This window comes from Streptomyces sp. NPDC007346 (genome assembly GCF_040703535.1).
Taxonomy (GTDB): domain Bacteria; phylum Actinomycetota; class Actinomycetes; order Streptomycetales; family Streptomycetaceae; genus Streptomyces.
The window spans coordinates 29,154-49,427 of sequence record NZ_JBEYKR010000037.1 but is presented as its reverse complement, the minus strand read 5'-3'; the positions used below and the strand labels follow the sequence as shown (position 1 = coordinate 49,427).

At 73.8% G+C, this 20,274-nt stretch carries 20 protein-coding genes, 1 tRNA gene and 1 pseudogene; 6 read left to right on the top strand and 16 right to left on the bottom strand.

Annotated features, from left to right (window positions below):
• Positions 1 to 22 precede the first annotated feature (22 nt).
• The 5 genes from AB0917_RS12910 to AB0917_RS12890 form a co-directional block, all read right to left on the bottom strand.
• Positions 23 to 96, bottom strand: a tRNA-Met gene (locus AB0917_RS12910).
• Positions 74 to 1,417 (bottom strand): FAD-dependent oxidoreductase, encoded by a 1,344-nt coding sequence (locus AB0917_RS12905; protein ID WP_366819547.1) that lies wholly within the window; start codon positions 1,415 to 1,417, stop codon positions 74 to 76. The genes AB0917_RS12910 and AB0917_RS12905 overlap by 23 nt, the downstream gene beginning before the upstream one ends.
• Positions 1,414 to 1,608: a ferredoxin gene (locus AB0917_RS12900; protein ID WP_366819546.1), complete on the bottom strand. Its 195-nt coding sequence runs from the start codon at positions 1,606 to 1,608 to the stop codon at positions 1,414 to 1,416. Before AB0917_RS12900 ends, AB0917_RS12905 begins: the two co-directional genes overlap by 4 nt.
• 43 nt (positions 1,609 to 1,651) lie before the next feature.
• Positions 1,652 to 2,587: a pyridoxamine 5'-phosphate oxidase family protein gene (locus AB0917_RS12895; RefSeq protein ID WP_366819545.1), complete on the bottom strand. Its 936-nt coding sequence runs from the start codon at positions 2,585 to 2,587 to the stop codon at positions 1,652 to 1,654.
• 65 nt (positions 2,588 to 2,652) lie between these two features.
• Positions 2,653 to 3,108: a VOC family protein gene (locus tag AB0917_RS12890; protein WP_366819544.1), complete on the bottom strand. Its 456-nt coding sequence runs from the start codon at positions 3,106 to 3,108 to the stop codon at positions 2,653 to 2,655.
• Between the two features lie 155 nt (positions 3,109 to 3,263).
• Here AB0917_RS12890 and AB0917_RS12885 point away from each other — a divergent pair, with 155 nt between their 5' ends.
• Positions 3,264 to 3,854, top strand: coding sequence for a CGNR zinc finger domain-containing protein (locus tag AB0917_RS12885; protein ID WP_366819543.1), 591 nt, complete (start codon positions 3,264 to 3,266; stop codon positions 3,852 to 3,854).
• An 80-nt stretch (positions 3,855 to 3,934) separates the two neighbouring features.
• Here the strand turns inward: AB0917_RS12885 and AB0917_RS12880 are convergent, their stop codons facing one another.
• A complete protein-coding gene (locus tag AB0917_RS12880; protein WP_366819542.1) occupies positions 3,935 to 5,251 on the bottom strand; it encodes an MFS transporter in 1,317 nt (438 codons plus the stop codon).
• Positions 5,252 to 5,488: 237 nt separating this feature from the next.
• Here AB0917_RS12880 and AB0917_RS12875 point away from each other — a divergent pair, with 237 nt between their 5' ends.
• On the top strand, positions 5,489 to 5,842 hold the full coding sequence (locus AB0917_RS12875; protein ID WP_366819541.1) for a hypothetical protein: 354 nt from the start codon (positions 5,489 to 5,491) through the stop codon (positions 5,840 to 5,842).
• Here the strand turns inward: AB0917_RS12875 and AB0917_RS12870 are convergent.
• Both AB0917_RS12870 and AB0917_RS12865 read right to left on the bottom strand, forming a co-directional pair.
• Positions 5,775 to 6,233 carry a DUF2809 domain-containing protein gene (locus AB0917_RS12870; protein ID WP_366819540.1) on the bottom strand — a complete coding sequence of 153 codons (459 nt, stop codon included), beginning with the start codon at positions 6,231 to 6,233 and terminating at the stop codon, positions 5,775 to 5,777. The genes AB0917_RS12875 and AB0917_RS12870 overlap by 68 nt on opposite strands.
• 118 nt (positions 6,234 to 6,351) lie before the next feature.
• Entirely contained in the window at positions 6,352 to 7,674 is a 1,323-nt protein-coding gene (locus AB0917_RS12865) for an MFS transporter (protein ID WP_366819539.1), read from the bottom strand.
• A gap of 110 nt (positions 7,675 to 7,784) precedes the next feature.
• Here AB0917_RS12865 and AB0917_RS12860 point away from each other — a divergent pair, with 110 nt between their 5' ends.
• A complete protein-coding gene (locus AB0917_RS12860; RefSeq protein ID WP_366819538.1) occupies positions 7,785 to 8,777 on the top strand; it encodes a helix-turn-helix domain-containing protein in 993 nt (330 codons plus the stop codon).
• A 181-nt stretch (positions 8,778 to 8,958) separates the two neighbouring features.
• Here the strand turns inward: AB0917_RS12860 and AB0917_RS12855 are convergent, their stop codons facing one another.
• From AB0917_RS12855 to AB0917_RS12840, 4 genes and pseudogenes are all read right to left on the bottom strand, one after another.
• Positions 8,959 to 9,702, bottom strand: a complete 744-nt coding sequence (locus AB0917_RS12855) for an ATP-binding protein (RefSeq protein WP_366819537.1) — start codon at positions 9,700 to 9,702, stop codon at positions 8,959 to 8,961.
• A gap of 508 nt (positions 9,703 to 10,210) precedes the next feature.
• A pseudogene (locus AB0917_RS12850) lies at positions 10,211 to 10,425 on the bottom strand (acyl-CoA dehydrogenase family protein); the annotation flags it as partial.
• A 44-nt stretch (positions 10,426 to 10,469) separates the two neighbouring features.
• Complete coding sequence (locus AB0917_RS12845; protein WP_366819536.1) at positions 10,470 to 10,997, bottom strand: EF-hand domain-containing protein; 528 nt, start codon at positions 10,995 to 10,997, stop codon at positions 10,470 to 10,472.
• A gap of 107 nt (positions 10,998 to 11,104) precedes the next feature.
• The gene (locus AB0917_RS12840; protein ID WP_366819535.1) at positions 11,105 to 11,485 is read right to left on the bottom strand and encodes an STAS domain-containing protein; all 381 of its coding nucleotides are present in this window, start codon (positions 11,483 to 11,485) and stop codon (positions 11,105 to 11,107) included.
• Between the two features lie 339 nt (positions 11,486 to 11,824).
• Here AB0917_RS12840 and AB0917_RS12835 point away from each other — a divergent pair, with 339 nt between their 5' ends.
• Positions 11,825 to 12,418: a sigma-70 family RNA polymerase sigma factor gene (locus AB0917_RS12835; RefSeq protein WP_366819534.1), complete on the top strand. Its 594-nt coding sequence runs from the start codon at positions 11,825 to 11,827 to the stop codon at positions 12,416 to 12,418.
• A gap of 110 nt (positions 12,419 to 12,528) precedes the next feature.
• Positions 12,529 to 13,749 (top strand): zf-HC2 domain-containing protein, encoded by a 1,221-nt coding sequence (locus AB0917_RS12830; protein ID WP_366819551.1) that lies wholly within the window; start codon positions 12,529 to 12,531, stop codon positions 13,747 to 13,749.
• 51 nt (positions 13,750 to 13,800) lie between these two features.
• Here AB0917_RS12830 and purU read toward each other — a convergent pair whose 3' ends face one another.
• Both purU and AB0917_RS12820 read right to left on the bottom strand, forming a co-directional pair.
• Positions 13,801 to 14,703, bottom strand: coding sequence for a formyltetrahydrofolate deformylase (purU, locus tag AB0917_RS12825; RefSeq protein ID WP_366819533.1), 903 nt, complete (start codon positions 14,701 to 14,703; stop codon positions 13,801 to 13,803).
• Between the two features lie 106 nt (positions 14,704 to 14,809).
• Positions 14,810 to 15,256 carry a hypothetical protein gene (locus AB0917_RS12820; protein WP_366819550.1) on the bottom strand — a complete coding sequence of 149 codons (447 nt, stop codon included), beginning with the start codon at positions 15,254 to 15,256 and terminating at the stop codon, positions 14,810 to 14,812.
• A gap of 174 nt (positions 15,257 to 15,430) precedes the next feature.
• Here AB0917_RS12820 and AB0917_RS12815 point away from each other — a divergent pair, with 174 nt between their 5' ends.
• Positions 15,431 to 16,711, top strand: a complete 1,281-nt coding sequence (locus AB0917_RS12815; RefSeq protein WP_366819532.1) for an ABC transporter substrate-binding protein — start codon at positions 15,431 to 15,433, stop codon at positions 16,709 to 16,711.
• A gap of 33 nt (positions 16,712 to 16,744) precedes the next feature.
• On the opposite strand, the gene AB0917_RS12810 is transcribed toward AB0917_RS12815, so the two are convergent.
• Together AB0917_RS12810 and AB0917_RS12805 are read right to left on the bottom strand one after the other, a co-directional pair.
• The gene (locus AB0917_RS12810; RefSeq protein WP_366819530.1) at positions 16,745 to 18,433 is read right to left on the bottom strand and encodes a hypothetical protein; all 1,689 of its coding nucleotides are present in this window, start codon (positions 18,431 to 18,433) and stop codon (positions 16,745 to 16,747) included.
• Positions 18,434 to 18,844: 411 nt separating this feature from the next.
• Positions 18,845 to 20,227, bottom strand: coding sequence for a transcriptional regulator (locus AB0917_RS12805; protein WP_366819529.1), 1,383 nt, complete (start codon positions 20,225 to 20,227; stop codon positions 18,845 to 18,847).
• Positions 20,228 to 20,274 lie beyond the last annotated feature (47 nt).

The window sequence follows — 20,274 nt, the reverse complement described above, 5'->3', positions numbered from 1 at the left end:
GGATCCGGGCCTCAACCTTCAGTAGCGGGGACAGGATTTGAACCTGCGACCTCTGGGTTATGAGCCCAGCGAGCTACCGAGCTGCTCCACCCCGCGTCGGTGAACCCAACCTTACGCCACTTCGCGCCGCTCCATGACCAGTGGCCTGGGAGCCGCCCGGGGAGGGCGACTCCTTCGTCGGGCGCCGCGTATCCACGTACCGCGGGGACTCATGCGTGTGCTCGGCCAACGTCCTCCGGTAGCCCGCGAGTCGGGAGGTGCGGCCGATGGTCAGCGCGCCGACCAGGCGGCCGTCCAGGTGGTAGCTGACCTCCAGGCGCCGGGTGTCCCGGTCGCACTCGTGGACCTTCACCGTGTCGCCGAGCCCCGGCAGGCCCACCGAGCGGAGCCGGACGCCGTGGAGGTCGGACCAGAAGGAGGGCACCTCGTCGAAGACCGGGGCCGCCTCGCCCAGCAGCAGCGTACGGGCGGCCGTCGCGCCCTGCTCCACGGCGCCCGACCAGTGGCCGAGGGCCGGGGTGGCGCCGCCCGCCAGGGGCTGCGGGACCCGGGCCGCGTCGCCCGCCGCGACCACGCCGGGCACAGTGCTGCCGTCCGGGAACAGGGCCCGCAGCCGGGAGTCGGTGGGCACTCCGCCGGCCGCCTCGATCCCCGATCCGGCCAGCCAGCCGGTGGCCGGGACCGCGCCCAGGGCCAGGACCGCGACATCGGCCGCGACGAGCCGGCCGTCGGCCAGCCGGACGCCCGCGAGCGCACCGTCCGGCCCGGTCCCGTACTCGGCGACCGTGGTGCCGGTGCGCAGGTCGATGCCCGCCTCCCGGTGGAGCATCCCCACGAACGCGCCGACCTCCGTGCCGACCGCGCGCTCCAGCGGCACGGCCCCGGCCTCGACGAGGGTGACGTCGAGGCCCAGCGACCGGCCCGCTGCGGCGACCTCGCCCCCGAGGAACCCGGCGCCGACGACGAGCAGCTTGCGCCCGGGGGTGAGCGCGGCCCGCAACGCCGTCGCGTCATCGCGGTCGCGCAGGGTGAACACCCCCTGCACCGGGCCCGGTTCGCCGGGCGCGGCACCGGAGCGGGCGGCGGCGCCGGTGGCGATCAGCAGACCGTCGTAGGGCAGGCGGGTGCCGTCGGCGAGGGTGACGATCCGGCTGTACGGGTCGAGCCGGACCGCGGCCCGCCCCAGCAGCCAGGAGGCCCGCAGGCCGTCGGGGACCGGGAGCGCGGTGTCGGCCGGGGAGGGGGACGTCAGGAACTGCTTGGAGAGGGGCGGGCGGTCGTAGGGGGCGTACGGCTCGGCCCCGACGAGGGTCACGTTCCCGGTGAACCCCTCGGCGCGCAGGGCCTCGGCGGCCCGCAGCCCCGCCAGCGAGGCCCCGACGATCACCACGTCGCGGAGATGTCCGGGGGCGCTCACGGGGCAGGGGCCACGGTGATGGCGCGGACGGGGCAGGAGGCGGCGGCCTTCTCGATCCGGTCGCGGAGCGCGTCGGCCTGCTCCGGCTCGTACCGGAGGTATTCGTCGTCGTCGAACGAGAAGGTCTCGGGGGCGGCGAAGACGCACTGGCCGTGGCTCTCGCAGACGTCCATGTCCACGGTGATCTGCATGGTGACTCCGTCACGGGTCGGGCCGCGGCGGCCGGGCGGAACGTCAGGCGGCCGTCGGCGGGTTGAAGCGGGAATAGGCGGGTGCGGACCAGCGCAGCGGGGAGGCGGCCGCGACCTCACGTACGGCGGTGATCCCGAACTCCACCAGCCGCTGCGCACCGGGGTGGCGGGCGACGTCCTCCTCGTCCCACACCGTGCGGGCGAAGCCCGTCAGGTGCAGGGAGGTGCCGGTCTCCCAGCCGGGTACGAGGAGTCCGGCGGCCGGGTTGAGTTCGAGGTTGCCCAGGGTCAGGAACATGGCGTTGCCGATGTAGTCGGGCCAGCGCAGCAGCCGTGGCGAGAGCACCTGGACGAATCCGGGGTTGCCGCCCCGGTGCGAGGCGTCGGCGTCGCCCCGGTCGGAGGCGGTGGCGACGAAGATGGTGTCGGCGGCCCGCAGCGTTCGCTGCTGCTCGGGGCTCAGCTCCGTGCTGTCGGCTGCCGTACGGGCCGCCGGCGCGCCCCCGCCCGGTGCCGGGTGGTGGGCGCGTTTCTGGATGTACTTGGGGCAGTTGGAGATGACCTGGTCGAGCTCGACGCGCAGTCCGTCGCCGTCGCGGACGGCCCGGCCGTTCATCCGCATCCGGCGCCGGGTGGCCGGTTCGATGCCGATCATGCCGATCCGGGCGGGCTCCTCACCGGCGCCGGTTCCGGCGCGGGCGAGGAGCCCGGCGAGCGGGTCCTCCGGCGAGGGCAGCGCCCCGATGCTCAGGGTCCCCGGCTGGGGCACGGTCAGGAAGCCCGGCTCCCCGGTGAGCTGGGTCGCCCAGATCCGGCCCCGCTCGTCCGTGCCGCCCACCACCAGGTGGGGCTGTTCGGCGAGGAAGGTCACCGCCACGTCGGGGATGGTGTTGCCGATGGCACCCTGCGAGTGTCCGGCCTCGCGGGCGAGACCGGCCCGCTCCTGCACGGTCTTCTCACCGTGGTGGTAGCCGCCCATGGTTCTGCCTTTCGCCGAAGGTGGCCCTCGCTGTGGCTTCCGCCCAGCCGCGGTCCAGCTGCCGTCTAGAAGAAGCCGCAGGTGGGGGCGCCGGAGGTGGGTGCGTCGGACGGGTCGGCGCCGGTGGGCGCGTAGATCTCCAGGCGGATGCCGTCGGGGTCGGTGAAGAAGATGCCGCCCGAGGTGCCGGCCTCGCCGTGGGGCACGACGCCGTCGTAGGCGAACTCGGCACCCAGGGTGCGCAGGACCTCCTCGGTGGCCCGGACCTCCTCAATGGTGTCCACCTGGAAGGAGAGGTGGTGCAGGCCGGGCAGCGCGGTGGCGAAGGTGCCCTCGCTCTGCTGCCACAGCGTCACCAGGAGGCGGGAGCCGCGGCCCAGGAACGCGTAGCGGCGGCCTTCCTCCTTGCCCTCGCCCAGCACCTCGAAGTCGAAGACCTCGCGGTAGAAGGCGAGGGAACGGTCCAGGTCGGTGACGTTGAGGCCGATGTGGCCGGTCCGCAGGTTCTTCGCCTTGCTCATGGTCGGTCCCCGTGCTTTCGGTCAGGGCTGCGAGGCGATCTCGTAACCGTTGAAAGCGAATTTAAGGGTTAGGTACAGGGCGGTCAACCGGTGATCTTCATTTGGCCGGTTAACATCGGTGGATCAGCCCCTGCCCGCGACGGAGGGAACCAGCCGTGCCGCACCCCGTAGGGGCCGACCCCCGGCCGCTGACCGGAGAACCGCTCGCCCTCGATCTGCTCAACACCCGCTGGATCGACGCGGAGGGCGCACACGACCTGCTCGAAGCGGAGGACGGGCTGGCCGTCTGGCTGGGCAGCACGCCGGTCCGCGAGCAGACGGCCCCCCTCGCCCCGGCCGCCGACGGCGCCACCCTGGACCGGCTGCTGGAGACCCGCACCGCGCTCGAAGCAGTGGCCGCGTCGGCCGTCCTGCGCGAGCCGGCGACCGCTGACGCCACGGCGGCGCTCAACGAGGTCCTCGGCCACGGCCGCATCCGCCGCGCCCTGGGGGCCGGCGGGCTCCCGGAGTCGGTGGTGGAGGTGGACGACCCGCCCTGGGGACCCTCCTGGTACGCGGCCGACAACTGGCTCCGCCTGGTGGCCGAGCGGCCCGACCGCATCCGCCCGTGCGCGAACGACGCCTGTGTCCTGCACTTCTACGACGTCTCCAAGAACGGGACCCGCCGCTGGTGCTCGATGGCCGGCTGCGGCAACCGCGCGAAGGCCCAGCGCCACTACGCCCGCCGCACGGGCGCCGGCGCGTGAAGGATGCCGTACACCGCCTGTGCGGGAGCGTTCCCGCGCGACTGCTCCGGGTGGACGTGACCGCGTAGGTGGAGGGCCCGTCAGCCGCCGGGGAGCGCCGAGGCGGCTCGGGCCCGCCGGATCACCAGCGACATCAGCGCGGCCACGGCGCAGAGCGCCCCCGACGCGTACCAGACCACGTCGTAGCTGCCGAAGACGTCCCGGGCGACCCCGCCGAGGAACGCCACGACCGCCGCGCCCACCTGGTGCGAGGCGAGCACCCAGCCGAAGACGATGGCGCTGTCGTCCCCGTACTGCTCCCGGCAGAGCGCCAGCGTCGGCGGGACCGTGGCCACCCAGTCGAGTCCGTAGAACACGATGAAGAAGACCATCGGCGGCTGCACCTCGGGCGCCATCAGCATCGGCAGGAACAGCAGTGAGATCCCGCGCAGCGCGTAGTAGACGGCGAGCAGCCTGCGGGCGTCGAAGCGGTCGGTGAGCCAGCCCGAGAAGATCGTGCCGATGACGTCGAAGACCCCGATCACCGCGAGCAGCGAGGCGGCCGCCGTGATCGGCATGCCGTGGTCGTGGGCGGAGGGGACGAAGTGGGTGCGGATCAGGCCGTTGGTGGAGGCGCCGCAGATCGCGAAGGTGCCCGCCAGCAGCCAGAACGGGCCGGTGCGCGCCGCGTCGAACAGGACCCTCACCGTGCGGCGCGCCGCGCCCCGGGCGGGGGCGGGCTTCGCCACGTACGCACCGCCGTACGGGGCGAGCCCCGCGTCGGCCGGGTGGTCGCGCATCAGGAGCCAGACGAGCGGGACCACGACCAGGGCCGCCAGGGCGACGGTGACGGAGGCGGGCCGCCAGCCGTGCCGGTCGACGATCCAGGCGCAGAGCGGGAGGAAGACGAGCTGGCCGGAGGCGCCCGCCGCGGTGAGGATGCCGGTGACCAGGCCGCGGCGGGCGACGAACCAGCGGTTGGTGACGGTCGCGGCGAACGCCATCGCCATGGACCCGGTGCCGAGGCCGACGAGCAGCCCCCAGTAGATCATCAGCTGCCAGGAGGCCGTCATCCAGACACTGGCGAGCGCCCCGGCCGCCACCATGGTCAGCGCGGCCGCCACGACCCGGCGGATGCCGAAGCGGTCCATGAGCGCGGCGGCGAACGGCGCCGTCAGTCCGTACAGAGCCATGTCGATGGAGACCGCGAGCCCGATCTCGCCGCGCGACCAGCCGAACTCGGTGTGGAGCGGGTCGATGAGCAGCCCGGGGAGGGAGTTGAAGGCCGCGCCGCCGATGATCGTCACGAAGGTGACGGCGGCGACGATCCACGCCCGGTGCACCCGGGGGCGGCGGCGCGCCTCGCGGGTCGGCCGCCCCTCGTCGTCCCGGGCGGCGCTTTCGATGGTCTCGGTCACGTGGACCAGCTTCTTGGCCCGCGCCCGCCCCCACGAGTGGCCGGAAGGACATGGTTCGCAGGGATCGGGCCACCGGGTCGCCGGCCATCGGGTCACGGCCCGGCGTACGGGGTCGGATGCCCCGCACGTACGCGGGTGACGGCCCGGCGTACGGGGCCGGATGCCCCGCACGTACCATCGCCGACGGCCGGCACGGCCGGTCGGCCACCGCGTACGCGAACGGATCCGGGGGATCTCATGCAGTGGATCGCACGTCAGCAGTTCCATCGCACATCGGCGACGGTGCAGACATGGGGGGCCGTCCTGCTGCTCGCCGCCTGCACGTCGTGGGTACGGCTGGCGTTCCTGCTGGTGGAGCAGTCCGACGTGTCCTGCTACGGACAGACGCAGAACTGCCGCCTGATCGAGGCCTGGCCCGAGCAGCTGACGCTCCTGGCGATCTCCGCGCTGCTGTCGGTGCTGGGCGCGGCGCTGTTCGTCGCCGGTATGGTGCGCCGGCAGGTCAGCGCCCACGTCCTGGAGGTCATCGAGATGCAGCGGGCGGAGGCGCGGCGGAAGGAGAAGGAGGAGGAGGAGGAGGAGAGGGACTAGTCGCCGTCGCCGAAAGCCTCCGGGCCCCCGCGTGCACGGCCCATGCCACCGCCGCGCCCACCGCGTACCAGAACAGGTCCGGGGCGTTGAACGTCGAGCCGAGCACCAGCCGGGCGACCGCGCTCCGCGCGGAGAGGCCGGCGGGGACCCCGGTGAGCTGGAGGAGTTCCACCGCCCAGCTCAGGGCGAGCGCGGCACCGGCCACCACGACGGGCCGCGCGCGGGGCGCGCAGCAGGCGACGAGGGCGCAGAGCAGCACCGTGTAGAGCGCGCTCCCCGCGTACTTGGCGAAGGCGCCGTCACCCCCGGCACGCACACCGAGGCCGGCGGCGACGGTGACGACGGCCGCGCCCACGGCGACCGCACGGACGCGCAGGGCGGAGCCCCGCACCGGAGACGCCGTACGGGCCCGGAGCCAGGAGGACCGCCGCCCCACGCCCCTCACCCGAACCTCATCCCCGTCCCCGTCCCCGTCCTCGTCCCCGCCCTCGTACTCATCGGCTGGGGCCTCACCCGAGCCCCATCCTCTTCAGCTGCCGGATCGGCCGGGCCACCAACAGCACCACCACCACCCCCAAGTTGATCACGGCCGCCGCCACCAGCAGCTCCGGGGCGCCCACCGCCTCGGCCACCGGGCCGGCCAGGGCGCGGCCCGCCGCGACCATCAGGAGCGAACCGGCCACATCGTAGGCGTGCAGCCGGTTCAGGGCCTCGGGCGGCACATGCGTCTGGACCGTCGTGGACCACATCACCAGCCAGAACGCGGCGGCGGCACCGGCCAGCAACTGCCCCACCGCCAGCACCGGCAGCGGCATCCCGAGGGCCAGGACGACCAGGCTCACCGCGACCAGGGGCAGCGCGACCGCCCCCGCCGCGAGCGGGTGGGCGGGCCTCAGCCGCAGGGCCATGAGCCCGCCGACGACGCTGCCCGCCCCGTTGACCGCCATCAGCATGCCGTACGCCCCCGAGCCGTGGTTCTGGGTGACCAGGACGGCGGTGAGGGGGAGCATCGGGCCGAGGACCGCGAAGCCGTAGACGGTCCAGACGGCGATCACGCCCCAGAGCCAGGAGCGCGCCCGGAACTCCCGCCAGCCGTCGACGAGTTCGGCGGTGAAGGTGCCGCGCGCCGCGTCGTCGTGCGGGGCCGGGGCCAGGCGCATGAGGAAGAGGCACGCGCCGGAGACCGCGAAGGTCGCCGCGTTGGCCGCGTAGACCGCCCCGGCGCTCGCCAGCCCGACGAGCACGCCCGCGAAGGCCGGGCCGGCCATGGTCATCAGCGCCTCGGAGACCCGCAGGACGGCGTTGGCGCGCTGGACGTCGGTGGAGACCCGGGGCACGGTCGAGGCGACCCCGGGCTGGAAGAGCGCGGCGCCGATGCCCGCGACGGAGCTGAGGACGTAGACCGACCAGAGCGGCGGGTTGCCCAGCGCGAACGTCACGGCCAGCACCGAGGCGCCGATCAGCCGGAGGGCGTCGGCGATGATCATCATGCGGCGCGGGGTGAACCGGTCCGCGAGCACCCCGCCGAAGAGCACGAACACCGCCAGCGGCCCCATCCAGGCGGCCAGCGCGAACCCGACGGACGAGGCGGGACGGCCCGCGCCCAGCAGCCCGGCGGTCAGGGCGACGGGGATCATCCCGTCGCCGAAGAGCGCGACCGTACGGGCCACGAAGAAGTAGCGGAAGTTGCGGTTCCAGAGCCCGCCGGAACCGCCGGGGCCGCCCGGACCACCGGAGACTGCGAGGTCGAGCGGGGGCAGGGGCGGGAGCGAGGGCGGTCGGGTGTCACGTGGGGCGTCGGGAATGGACGCGGTCTCTGTCGGCTTCTCCATCACGTCGGTAACCTGTATCAGCCCATGGTCTATACCAGCTAGTGAGTTTTAGCCGGTGAGCGTTCGGCGGCTCTCCCACGAGCCCGCCGGCGATTTCGAGGAGGCCCGCCATGCCGCACCGCGTCGCCGTCCTGGCTCTGGACGGACTGCTCCCCTTCGAACTGGGCATCCCGGCCAGAATCTTCGGCCGCTCCCTGGACCCACAGCCGGGCAACAAGGGCGGGAAGCTGTACGAGGTCGTGACCTGCTCGATCCGCCCGCCGGGGCCCGTACGGACCGACTCCGACTACGCGATCCTCGTGGAGCACGGCCCCGAGGCGCTCGCCACCGCCGACACCGTGGTCATCCCCGCCTCCTACGAGCTGGGCCCGGTCTTCGAGGAGGGCAGGCTCACCGAGGAACTGGCCACCGCCCTCGCCCTGGTCCGGCCCGGCACCCGGATGGTCTCCATCTGCACCGGCAGCTACGTCCTGGCCGCCGCCGGATACCTGGACGGCCGCCCCGCCACCACGCACTGGTCGTCCGCCGACCACTTCCAGCAGACGTTCCCCCAGGTCCGCGTCGACCCGGACGTCCTGTTCATCGACGACGGCGACGTCCTCACCTCGGCCGGGGTCGCCGCCGGGATCGACCTCTGCCTCCACCTCGTGCGCCGCGACCACGGGGCCGCCGTCGCCAACGAGATAGCCCGGCGCACGGTCGTCCCGCCGCACCGGGACGGCGGGCAGGCCCAGTACATCCACCGCCCCGTCCCCGAACCGCAGTTCGCCACCACCACCGCGGCCCGCGCGTGGGCGCTGGGGCGGCTGGAGCGGCCGATCCTGCTGCGGGACATGGCCCAGCAGGAGTCCATGAGCGTACGGACCTTCACCCGCCGCTTCCGGGAGGAGGTGGGCACCAGCCCCGGGCAGTGGCTGACCCAGCAGCGGGTGGAGCGGGCCCGCCACCTGCTGGAGTCCTCGGACCTGTCGATCGACCAGGTGGCGCGCGACGCGGGCTTCGGCACGGCGACCTCCCTGCGCCAGCACCTCCAGGCGGCGCTGGGCGTACCGCCGACGGTCTACCGGCGCACGTTCCGGGCATCGGCGGACACGTCACGGTGAGGCGGTGGGCCGGGGGGCGGTGGGCCCGCAAGTCGGTGAGCCGGTGGGCCGGTGGGCCCTCAAGCCGATGAGCCGGTGGGCCCGCGAGCAGGTAAGCCCGCGAGCCGGTCCGTCATGGGCACGTCGCATCAGGGGGGCACGTCGTGTCAGGGGACACGCCCGCGTCAGGAGGCACGCCGCGTCAGGGGGCGTACTTCTGGACGTCGTACGCGCCCGGGACGTGGCGGCGGTCGCCGACGACACCCTGGCCTTCGCCGCCTTCCCGCCGGAGGTCGGGCACCCGTGGCGGCCCGTGCACGCACTCCACCTCGTCGAGACGGGGCGGCTCCAGGGCCAGGGCCGGCACCTGGAGGCGCTGCCCACAGCCGGTGCGGAAGAGGGAGGGTACGGGTACGCCTTCCTCCTCACCGCCGCCGCCCGGAAGCCCTTCACCGGCGCCACCGGCTTCCCGGTCGGCCCGGTCGTCCCGGTCGCGGTCCTCCGCCGGAGCGCCCCCGGCGCGGTGGTCCTCCGGCGGGCCGCCCCGGTCCACCTCGCACCAGATCCGCTTCCCGGCGCCCTCCGGCTGCCAGCCCCAGCGGTCCGCGAGGCCGTCCACCAGCTCCAGGCCCCGGCCGTTGGTGTCGTCGCCCTCCGCGTGGCGCGGGCGGGGCGGGCGGTCGCTGGCGTCGGCGACCTCCACCCGGACGGTCCCGGCCTCCCCGGCGCCACCGCCCCCGCCGAACAGCATCCGCAGCACGGCCGGGCAGCCCGTGTGGACGACCGCGTTGGTGACCAGCTCCGAGATCAGCAGGATGAGCGTCTCCGCGAGCGGCTCGTCATCCCTTATCCCGGATCCGACCAGACGCGACCGCGCCCACCTACGGGCCCGCCCCACCTCCGCGGGATCCGGACCGACCTCCAGCTGAACCTGAAGCACCTGCACCGCTCACACCATCCGAACCGGCGGACACATCGCCTCGCGCCTCCTCAGGGTCACGGAACGTGATTCCCTTACGCGACAGCATGGTTGACGTACAGTCACCGCAACAAGCGCTTCGGGCATATTCCAGCGCGAAGGAGTACGCGTGGTGCATACTGTGCGACGCACGCTGCGGGGAGTCGAACAGGAGCGCGCAGGGACCGCGAGAATCGCTTCCCGGGCAGGCCCGGCACATCTCCGGCGAGCGCCCTCGACCCGGACCGGAGCCGCCGCACAGGCCGCCCCCGGATCGTCCGGTTCCAGAACCACTCGCATCCCACGGAGCGTACCCGAGCCCGGCGCCGACTCCACCCGGTGACGAATCACGCAAAGGACACAACCCGGCATCGACGCCGACCGGCTGCGCTGAGTCACCCTCCACCCCCTGCTCCGCCCGCCCGACGACTCACGGCCGCCGGACCGCCGTACCGCCCCCGTACGCGGCCCGGATCCCCACCGAATCACCGGCCGGCGCGGCCTCGTACAGGGGCGCCGCGGGCCGGTCCGGTGCGGTGCGAGCAGGTCGGCGCAGAGGTGTTCGACCGCCGGGAGCGGTCCGCCGGGTGCTCCGAACTGCTCGCGGGCACGGGCGTGTTGAGCGGCGCTTACGGTGGTGCGGACGGCGCTCCCGAGTCGCCCGGCAGCAGTGAGAAGCGCCCCTACGCAGTGGAGTGCGCCGGAGTGCGCCCCTGGACCGGACGCCGTGGCCGCCCCCGTACGGCCACGGGCGGCTACATCGCGTCCGGCTCGATCACCGTGAAGTACACGGCGAGCGCGGAGACCACGTCGTTCTCGGCGATCAGCCCGTCCCGGTCCGTGTCCAGGCTCTGGGCCGCGATGCCCGCGATCTCGGCGCCGGCCCCGAGGACCCGGAGCGCCCGCTCCACGGATGCCACCGACGCCCGGCCGCCCTCGTTCTCGCTGTCCGCCACCGCGATGGCCGCTCGCAGGAAGGGACGGGCGATCTCCGCGAACCGCTCGGGATTGTCCCGCAGCCGCTTCACCGCCCCGCCGACGAACTCCTCACGGGTGACCCGCTGGTCCCCGTCCACATCGGCGATCCCCGCCATGCCCTGCCAGAAGGCCTCGGCCCCGGTGTAGAGCGCCTGCCCCTTGTCGCAGCGGGCCGTCGTGCTGAACTCGGTGAGCAGTCGGGCGGCCGCGGCGTTGAAGTCGGCGCGATCGATATAGCCGTTGCCGTCCTGGTCGAAGGCGGCGAAACGGTGAGCGATCTTTCGCTCGTACTCTGCGCTGTCCATGCGGGGAGCGTACGTCGCCCGGAGCCTTCACGTGTCACCGAGCGACGCCTCCTGTGTGACAACCTCGCTTCAGCACCGGCCGCTTCCGGCCGGTCACGCTCGGACCGTCAGCGGCCGGCCATCAGCGGCCGGCACGCCTCGTCGACGGCGGACGCGGTGTCCGGGTAGACCTCGAAGAGCCTCCGCACCCCCAGCGCCCCCAGCACCTTGTTGACGTGGGAGCCGTCCTCGGCGCCCCGGGCCGGGAGGATCAGCCGCAGCCGGCCGCCGCAGGACTTCATCAGGCGGCGCGAGGCGATCAGCACCCCGACCCCGCTGGAATCGCAGAAGAACACCTCGGACAGGTCGAGCACCACATCGTGCCGCCCCTCCGCCACCGCGTCGTGGACGGACTGACGCACGACGGGTGAACTCACGAGATCGAGTTCACCGCGTATCCGCAGCACGGTCCAGTCGCCCTGCTCGGCCTCGTCCACCTTCAGCGTCACGCGACTGGACCTCTCGTTCCGGGTCTCCCGGCGGTCCGGAAGTTTCCGTTCCTCCTCGCGGCTGCCCAACCGCGCGTCCATGAAACACCGTCCCGCCCTCCGGAGCCCAGGGGGTTTCCGGTGGAAATGATCACTTCGGCCGGTTTCCCCTGCTCAAGGAAGTCCGGGCGGCAAGAACGGCCGAAAGGGATCGGTGGGACCCGAGGCCCCCTTACAGCGGACAGTTGCGGCAAAGGCCGGTACGGGGCCCGTGCGGGCGACTACATTCGGACAGCGAGGGCAGAGGCCGGATCACGGAGCATCACGGAGCTGGGCACAGGGCCGGGGGCTGGGGGTTTCATGGCGAAGGACATACCGCCCCGCTGGGACCGCAGGATGCAGCAGAGGCTGACCCGCGGTGAGGCGGCGGCGCTCGGTGAGCTCTACGACCGGTTCGCCTCGCTCGTCCACAGCCAGGCGCACCGGATGCTCGACGACGAGGACGCCGCCGACCTGGTGACCCGCGAGGTCTTCGCCGAGATCTGGGAGGACCCCGAGGCGTACGACCCGAAGCAGGGGTCGATGCGCTCCTGGGTCGCCCGGCTCACCCACCGCCACTCCGTGCGGCGGCTGCGGCGGGCGGCCGCCGCGGCGTACGCGCAGGAGCACGGCGAGGGTGCCGTGCCGGACCCGGAGGAGCTGGAGCGGCGGGTGCGCAGCGCCACCGCGGCGGCGCGGGCCGACTACATCGTCTCCTCGATGCCCGCCTCCCTGCGGCAGGCGCTGGAGCTGGCGTACATCCAGCGCCGGGACTACCGGCAGGCCGCGTCCGACCTCGGGGTCACCGAGGACGAGGCCCGCCGCCGGCTCCGGCTGGGGCTCCAGCTGCTGTCCACCGCCAACATCCGGCCGCTCGAAGGGTCCGCACCACCCGGATACGGACGCCTCCGGTGAGCGGCGACGGGGACGAACGGGCCGTGACCACCTCGCCCGACACCGCCCCGAAGCCGCCGCACACCGCTCCCGACGAGCCGCCCGGCACCGTGCCCGAGCCGCCGGGCACCATGCCCGAACCGCACGGCACCGTACCCGAGCCACCGGACACGGTGCCCGAGCCGTCCGGCACCCTGCCCGAGCCGCACGCCATGACCGGGGCCGCCGCCCCGGCCCTCTCCCACCAGGTCCTCAAGGCCCTCCTCGGCGCCTGGGCGCTCTCCGCCTGCTCGGCCGAGGAGACCGCCGCCGTCGAGGACCACCTCACCGCGTGCGCGCCCTGTGCGGACGAGGCGCTGCGGTTGCGGGACGCGGTGGGGCTGCTGCACACCGACGGCTCGCTGGACCTCGACCCGACGCTGCGGACCCGGGTGCTGGACGGCTGCCTGGGGCGCCGCCCGGCCCGGCTCCCGGTGCCGGAGTGGGCCACACCGTACGACGCCGAGACCGCCCGGCTGGACGCGCTGCTCCGCGACATCGGGGACTCCGAGTGGCACGCGCCGGTCCGGCTCCAGTGGTTCGAGGAGGAGCGCGCGGTCACCCGCAGGACCACGGTCGCCGGGGTGATCGGCCACCTGATGGCCGTCGACGGGCTGGTCTCCGCCGCGCTCGGCCTGGACGACCCGCTCGACGGGGCCGCGGTGCCCGGCGGGTCCGAGGCGCCGCTCTCACCGACCCGGCGCACCGAGACGTACTGGGCGGCCGCGCACGCGCCCGCCACCCGGGCCGTCCGTGAGCCCTGGCGGGACCTCACCCACGCGCTGATCCGGACGGCGTCGCTCGCCGGGCGGAACGTGGCGGAGCGCTCCGTCTCGTACGGGGAGTTCGCCCTGCCGCTCCAGGACGCGCTGCTGGACCGGGCCTTCGAGTGCTGGGTGCACGGCACCGACATCGCGGAGGCGGTGGACTATCCGTACGCGCCGCCGTCCGCCGCCCATCTGCACCGGATGATCGACCTGGCCGCCCGGCTGCTCCCGGCCACCCTGGCGACGCGCCGCCGCTGCGGTCTCGCCGCCCCGCCGAAGGACCTCGTGGCGGCCGGGGAGCCGTGCCGCTCGCTCCATCTGGAGGTCGAGGGGCACGGCGGCGGTGACTGGTACATCCCGCTCGACTCACCGGCCGCCGTCGGCTCGCCCGACCGTGCGGTGGCGCAGGTGGCCCTGGACGGGGTGGAGTTCTGCCAGCTCGTGGCGGGCCACATCTCACCGGTCGAAGCGGCGGCGGGCCAGGAGGGCGACCGCGAGGCCATCCGCGACGTGCTGTTCGCGTCGGCCTCGCTCAGCCGGCTGTGATGCCTCGGCCTGCTGTGGTGCCCCGTACGCCGATGCCCCGTACGCCGCGGGTCAGTTGAAGATCACCGTACGGCGGCCGTTGAGCAGGATGCGCCGCTCCGCGTGCCACTTCACCGCGCGCGCCAGCGCCTGGCACTCCACGTCCCGGCCGATCGCGACGAGCTGGTCGGGGGTCACGTCGTGGCCGACGCGCTCGACCTCCTGCTCGATGATCGGGCCCTCGTCCAGGTCGGCGGTGACGTAGTGCGCGGTGGCGCCGATCAGCTTCACCCCGCGCGCGTGCGCCTGGTGGTAGGGCTTGGCGCCCTTGAAGCTCGGCAGGAACGAGTGGTGGATGTTGATGATCCGGCCGCTCAGCTGCTTGCACAGGTCGTCGGAGAGGACCTGCATGTACCGGGCGAGGACGACCAGTTCCACGTCCTCCTCGCGGACCAGCTCCAGCAGCCGCGCCTCGGCCTCCGGCTTGTCGTCCTTCGTCACCGGCAGGTGCCGGAAGGGGATGCCGTACGAGGCGACGAGCTCGGCGAAGTCCGTGTGGTTGGAGACGACGGCCGCGATCTCGACCGGCAGCGCCCCCGTACGGGAGCGGAACAGCAGGTCGTTGAGGCAGTGGCCGAACCTGCTGACCATCAGCACGATCCGCATCCGCTCCGCCGCCCGGTGGATCTGCCACTCCATCCGGAAGGCCTCCCCGATGGCGGCGAAGCTGGCGCGCAGCTTGTCGACCGTGACCGTGGCGTCCGCCGAGAAGTGGACGCGCATGAAGAACAGACCCGTGTCGTGGTCCCCGAACTGCTGGCTGTCCTCGATGTTGCAGCCGGTCATGAAGAGATAGCTCGACACGGCGTGGACGATGCCCTGCTTGTCGGGGCAGGAGAGCGTGAGGACGTACTGCTCGGACGGTACGGCGTCCGGGGCGGCCTGACGGGCGGCGGCGGGCTGCGGTGCGGTCATCCCCGTAGGGTGCCACAGCCGCCCGGAGTCGGGCGGCCGTGCTCATCATGCGGCCGTGGCCGTCATGTCCTACGGCCGGATCGCGACCCCCCTGCCGCCGGCGCCGTCACGCGACCCGGGTCATGATCCGGATGACGTCCAGGGAGTGCGGCGGCACGTCCGGGTCCTCGGCGTCGTTGGTGGCGAGCATCACATGCGCCTCGCGCGCCGCCTGGACCGCCTCCGGCCAGCCGTGGTGCTCCAGATAGGCGGAGACGGGGGCGTCCGCGCCGACCTGGTGCATGATCCGCAGCACCCGCAGGGCGGCGGTGTCCACGGCGGCCGCCTCGGCGGAGTCCCTGAATATGGTGCCGACGTACTTCTCGGCGGACCAGTTGTCGAGCCAGGTGTCCTCGACCAGGCGGTACACGGCGTCGGTGACGTCCCCGTACCCCTCGCGGCCGGCGAGCCAGCACTCGTGGTGGAAGGCGGGGTCGGAGAGCATGTGCAGCGCCGAGCGCACGTTGGTGCGCCAGCGCCACCACGGCATGTCAGTGAGCGGCATGACGCCCATGGTGGAGGAGCGACGGCCGTGACGGGAAGTGTTCTCCGAACCTTGCTGCACGGTCGTCGATCGTACGTTCCCCCTCGACGGGCCCGCGCGGGCCCCCGTAATTCACCTGGACGTCACCGAGCGTTGAAGATGCCACACCATGGCGTTACCCCGGGGGCGGGAGCGTTGCTGTCCATGACCGGACGGAGACGTACCGCCTTCCCCCGCCCCTTCCAGCTCGTCATCGGCACGGCGGCGGCCGGTGCGCTGCTGCTGTCCGGCTGTGGCGTGCTCCCCGGGGGCCCGGGGGGCTCCGGGGAGCCCGTCACCGTGATGACCTGGGCGCCCGACCAGGTGGACGACGCCGACGCGGTGAGCATGCCGGGCGTGCCCGCGATGGCCAGGACGTACGCCCGCTGGATCAACGAGCGGGGCGGCATCGCCGGGCGCGAGCTGCGGGTCATCACCTGTGACGAGCGCGACACCGCCGCGGGCGCCGAGCGGTGCGCCCGGCAGGCCGTGGAGCGGAAGGTGGCCGCGGTCGTCGGTTCGTACAGCCGGCACGGGCAGAGCGCCATCCCGGTGCTGGAGTCCGGCGGCATCCCGTACATCGGCGGCTACGGCGCCTCCGACGAGGAGTTCCGCAGCTACCTCTCGTACCCGGTCAACGGCGGCCAGTCGGCGCTCCTGGCGGGCCACGGCCGGCAGCTGGCGGGCGGCTGCGAGCGGGTCTCGCTGGTGCGGCCCGACTCCCTCGGCGGGGCCCGGATGCCGCAGCTCCTCAACACCGGGCTGCTCGCCGCCCAGCGGCCCGAGTCCACCGACATCCTGGCCCCGGAGAACGCCACCTCCTACGACGAGCAGGCGGCGAAGGCGCTGAAGGAGCGCGAGGAGGGCAGCTGTGTGACGGCGGTGCTCGGCGCCGGTACGGAGACCTTCTTCGACTCCTTCCGCCGGCTGGAGCCGGCCGGCGCGCAGGTCAGGATCTCCTCCGTGCTGGGCAGCGTCAGCCAGCAGCTCATCGACCGTACGGGCGGCCGCAAGAGCCCGTTCGAGGGGGCCTACATCACCGGCTGGTACCCGGACGCGGGCGACGCCCGCTGGAACGGGATGCGCGAGGTGATCCGCGAGCACGCCTTCGGGGACAACAGCATCGACCCGGACGACACGGGCGTGCAGACGACGTGGATCGCCTACACGGTGCTGCGGGCGGTCGTCGAGGCGATCGACGAGGACACGGTCACCGCGAACAAGGTCACCTCCACACTCAACCGGGGCACCGAGGTCGACACGGGTGGCCTGACCCCGGTGCTCCGCTGGCGGTTCAAGGACCTGCTCGGCACCTCGCCCTACCCGCGCATCGTCAACGCGGACGTGACGTTCCAGGTGGTCCGCGAGGGGCGGCTCATCGCCCAGAAGAAGGGCTTCGTGGATGTCGCGGAGGCCCTGTCGGACGCCCGGCGGACGGCCGGCTGATCCGGCCCGTCCCCCGGGGCCCGAGCGGCCGGGTCAGAGCTCCACGGGCGTGTGCTTGGTCAGGCCGTACTTCCCGGCGATGGCGTTCCACAGCTCGGAGGCCTCCTGCTTGGCCTTGGTCGCGACGCCGCTCTGCTCGTTGGCACGGGCCGTCGCGTCGGTCGACCGGGCCTCGCCGCCCTTGCAGACCTTCTTGTTCTTCTTGGCCTGCCGGGCCCAGGTGGCGTAGTGCTCGTCGGCCGCGGCGGAGGCCTTCCAGGCCCGCGTGAGCGAGGAGTTCAGCGCCTCGTGCTTCGGCAGCTCGTCCAGGGTGAGGGCCTCCAGCCGGGTCACCAGGTCGCGGCGCTGCTGGGCGGCGTCCTTCAGGTCGGTGTTGGCCTGGTCCAGGTCCGTGCAGGACTTGATCTTCTCGACCGCGCTGATCACCGCGGCCCGGCTGTTGTTGCTGTCGGCCAGCAGCTTGTCCAACGCCTCGGCCTGCGGCTTCGCCGGGTCGACCGGCGCCTTCGTGGTGGGGTCGGGGGCCGGTGAACTCTGCGCCACGACCGGCTGCTTGTCGTCCTTGGCCTGGTCGTCGCCGCCGCCTCCGCTCAGCAGCGCGCCCGCGCCGAGCCCGATGACCGCGCATCCGACGACGACCGCCGCGATGAGCGGGACGTGGGCCGAGCGTCGGCGCGGGGCGTCGCCGCCGCCCAGGGGCGGCCCGGCCGCCCCGTCGTCGTCACCGTGCCCCTTGAGCCCCTGGAGCCCCGACCGGTAGCCCTGCGGCGCCTGGGGCGGCAGCTGGCCGCCCGGGTAGCCGTAGCCCTGCTGAGGGGGCTGCTGAGGCGGCTGTTGCTGGGGGGACTGCTGCGCCGCGTCGAAGTGCGGCATGTGCTGGGTGGTGCCCGCGGGCCCCTCCGCACGGAACAGGTTGTCGAACTCCGCGGGCGGCTGCCGGTCCTCCGGCGCGCCCGGCCCGTTCCCGTACGTGGCTCCGCCGGGCACCGGGGGTATGTACTGCGTGGCGTCCGCGTCGCCGCCCGGCTGCGGCGGCGGCCCCCCGGGGCCGGGCCCGCCCGGGACCGGCGCGATGTACTGCGTGGCGTCGGCGTCCCCGCCCGGCACGCCGGGGGCGGCCCCGGACCCGGACCCGGGCCCGGCCTCCGGCGGAAGCGGCTGCCCGTAGGGCTGGGGCTGGTGGTGCTGCTGCGGCTGGGACTGGGGCTGCTGGGGCTGCTGGGGCTCGTACTGCTGCTGGTACTGCTGCTGCGGCTGGTACGGGTCGGAGTGCTGCGGCTGCTGGTGCTGCTGCGGCTGCTGGTACGCACCCGCACCGGCCTGCCCGTACGGCTGGCCGTACTGCTGGTCCTGCCCCTGGCCGTACTGCTGCCCCTGCCCCGGCCCCTGCGCGGGCGGCAACGGCTGGGCCTGCGGCTGGGACTGAGCCTGGTGATGCTGATGCTGCGACGGCTGCTGGTGCTGCTGGTGGTCCTGCTGCGGGTACCCGTACGCCCCCGGCGCCTGAGCGCCCGGCTGCCCCGGGGCGTCGGACTGCGGCCCCCACGGCCGGCCCCACGGCTGCCCGCCCGCGGGCACCGCCTGCCCGCCCTGGTCGCCCTGACCGCCGGTGGGCGCCCCGGGGGTCCAGGGGGCACCGCCGTCGGCGGGCAGCACGACACCTTCGTGCGCGGGTCGTCCAGCGGGGAGCTGTTGCTCGCCGCCCTGTCCGCTCTGCGTCACCGGGACTCCTACATGTGAACCTACGGAATCGTCGGCTCACGCTATCGGGTGGCCGCCCGCCTCCGCCAAGCGCGTGGTCCCCCTCACCACCCCTTCACAGACCGGGTAACACCCAGCACCCGCGGGACGCTGTTAAGGGCCTGCCCACCCCGAGGCCCGTCCGCGAGCCCCGTCGCGAGCCCCGCGCCAAGCCCCGCGACAGGCCCGCGCCAAGCCCCACCGCAAGGCCGTCCGCACCGGCCCGCACGCCGGACCGGCACCGCACTCGCCCCGGACCCGCCCCGCACGCGCCCCAGACCCGCCCCGCACGCGCCCCGGACTCACAGCGCGCTCGCCCCGGACTCGCCCCGCACGCGCCCCGCCCTGACGCCGCCCTGACGCTCGCCCCCTCACGCCGCCCTGACGCCGTCCTCACGCCGCCTGGAGCTCCAGCCGCTCGCCGAACTCCCGGACCGCCGGCTCCTGTCCGTACGGCGCCAACCGCTGCTGGAGGTCGTCGAGATACTCGGCACCCCGGCTGGAGCGCACCGTCCCCAGCAGCTCCATCGCCCGCGTCCCCGTGTGGCAGGCGCGCTCCACCTCGCGCTGCTGGACCTGGGCCGAGGCGAGCAGCACGAGCCCGATGCCCCGGCGCCTGGCCCGGGTCTCCGGCAGGGCGGCCAGCGCCTCCTCGGCCCGCCGCGCGGCCTCCGGCGCCTGGCCGAGGTCCCGGTGGCAGTGGGCCAGCTCGTCCGCGAGGTACCCCGTGTCGAAGTGGATGATCCAGTCGGGGTCGTCGCCCTTCTCCGGATCGGCCTGCTCCAGCGCGGCGACCGCCCGCCCCATCACCACCTGGCAGGTCCGGGCGTCCCCGAGCAGCGCGTGGCCCCGGGCCTCCGCCGCGTAGAACATCGCCTGGGCGCGGGGGGAGACCTGGCCCCGGGCCCCTTCCTGGGCGGCGCGGGCGAGTTGGGAGATCTCGCGCGGGTTGCCGAGCTGGGCGGCGAGGTGGCTCATCGAGGCGGCCAGCACATAGCCGCCGTACGCCCGGTCCCCGGCCGCCTGGGCCAGGCGCAGGGCCTGGATGTAGTAGCGCTGGGCGAGGCCGGGCTGACCGGTGTCGACGGCCATGTAGCCGCCGAGCTCGGTGAGGCGAGCGACCGCGGCGAACAGCTCGCGGCCGACCTGTTCGCGGTACGCCCCCGAAAGCAGGCCGGAGACCACGCTGTTGAGGTAGTGCACGAGCACCGGGCGGACATGGCCGCTGCCGAAGCGGTGGTCGAGGTCGGTGAGGGCGGTCGTCATCGCCCGCACCGCCGACACGTCCGCCATCCCGACGCGGGCCCCGGCCACCCGTTCGACCTGGGGGTCCTTGCCGGAGATCAGCCAGTCGCGGCTGGGCTCGACCAGCGCGGAGGCGGCGACGGCGGACCCGGTGAGCAGATCGCGGCGGCCGACGTCGCTGCGCCACAGCTCGCAGACCTGCTCGATCGCCCCGGCGACGGTCGGCGCGTACTGGAGGCCCACACCGGAGGCCAGGTTCTTGCCGTTGGCCATGCCGATCTCGTCGATCGTGACCGTACGGCCCAGCTTGCGGCCGAGCGCCTCGGCGATGATCCCCGGGGCCCGGCCCCGGGGTTGCTGTCCGCGCAGCCAGCGGGCGACGGACGTCTTGTCGTAACGCAGGTCGAGGCCGCGCTCGGCTCCGACCATGTTGACGCGGCGCGCGAGGCCCGCGTTGGAACAGGCGGCTTCCTGGATGAGCGTCTGGAGCCGTTCGTTGGGCTGGCGGGCTACGAGAGGCCTTGCTGCCATTTTTCCCCCTGGAACAGTCTGGATACGCGGTGATCGGTGGAAGGATC